This window comes from Pseudomonas sp. GW821-FHT10C09, assembly GCF_059415465.1.
The window spans coordinates 1-1,620 of record NZ_JBWKNG010000054.1 but is presented as its reverse complement, the minus strand read 5'-3'; the positions used below and the strand labels follow the sequence as shown (position 1 = coordinate 1,620).

Below are 1,620 nucleotides of genomic sequence, written 5' to 3'. Positions count from 1 at the left end.
TTGGCCGATTCTGTTGAAAAAGTAGCTCCCCTGTCTGGCCTGCGGCAAAATTGCTTCATTGGCCGGCGGGGGATCACACAGCATGATGGGACAGTTATCGAGTGGGCAGGAGCGACTGTTTTACTCGTTCAACCTTGAAGATCACATCCCAGCCAATCACCTTCTGCGCAGCATTGATCGGTGTCTCGATCTGAGCGATTTGCGCCATCACCTCGCCGACTTCTACAGCCCGATTGGGCGCCCGTCGATTGATCCTGAATTGATGATCCGCATGTTGATCGTGGGCTATTGCTACGGCATACGCTCAGAGCGGCGGTTGTGCGAAGAGGCCCATTTGAACTTGGCGTATCGCTGGTTCTGCCGATTGAGCCTTGAAGATGAAGTCCCCAATCACTCGACCTTTTCCAAAAACCGACACGGCCGTTTTCGGGACAGCGATTTGTTTCGCTGGCTGTTCAATGAAGTGCTGCGTCGTTGCATGGACGCCGGCCTGGTCAAGGGCGAAGGCTTTGCCGTGGACGCCAGCATCATCAAAGCGGATGCCAGCCGGCAGCGCGGTGTACCGGGTGATGAACCGGTCAACTGGAGCGATCCGGCCCTGAGCACCCGCGCCGTGCGTGAGTATCTTGAGGCACTCGATGAAGAGGCTCTGGCCGAAACGCTACCGAAGCGTCTATCGCTGACTGATCCTCAAGCCCGCTGGACCGCAGCTCCAGGTGGCCCAGCGTTCTACGCTTACTCCACGAATTATCTGATCGATACCGAGCACGGCGTGATCATGGATGTGGAACCCACACCGGCTCATCGAACGGCAGAAGTCGAGAGCACCAAGACGATGATCGATCGCGTTGAGGCGCAGTTCGACATCAAGCCGGAACGCCTCATTGGCGACACCGCTTACGGTACCGCGCCGATGCTGGCCTGGATGGTGGAGGAAAAAGACATCGAGCCGCATGTGCCGGTGTGGGACAAAACCGAGCGCAAGAACGACAGCTTTTCGAGTAACGATTTCCACTGGAATGAAGAGGCTGAGGAATACCGCTGCCCGGCCGGCAACCCATTGCGCAGCGAATGGCGAGCCTTCAAGAATGAGCGTTCACACGTCACCAAAGCCAACACCATCATCTTCCGATCCAGACAGACCGACTGCGCGACGTGTCCGATGAAAGCCAAGTGCTGCCCGAACACTGCGTTCCGCAAGATCGCTCGCAGCGTCCATGAAGCCGCTCGCGATGTGGCTCGGCGCATTGCAGCAACGCCGGCATATCAGCGCTCTCGCCACGAACGTAAAAAGGTCGAAATGTTGTTTGCCCACCTCAAGCGCATCCTGAAATTGGATCGCTTGCGACTACGTGGCATGAGCGGCGCGACGGATGAATTCACGCTGGCCGCTGCGGTGCAGAACCTGCGACGGCTGGCCAAATTTTCATCTCAAGGGCCACCAGTCACGGGATAGGTGCGCCTGCACTAAGCCAAAAACTTCAAATTAACCCAATAACAAAGCAACAATGGTCAACGAAGGGCCGAGAAACCACTCAATGTGGTGAGTAGGTTCTCTGGTGGTGGCCGTGCCTGAGTTCAGGTGATCTGAAAATCCGACTTTTTCAACAGAATCGGCCG

General features: G+C 56.5%; 1 protein-coding gene. It reads left to right on the top strand.

The genetic code is table 11. The features are described 5' to 3' along the window. Positions 1-82 precede the first annotated feature (82 nt). Positions 83-1,456 (top strand): transposase, encoded by a 1,374-nt coding sequence (locus AC07N8_RS29410; protein WP_493147245.1) that lies wholly within the window; start codon positions 83-85, stop codon positions 1,454-1,456. Positions 1,457-1,620 lie beyond the last annotated feature (164 nt).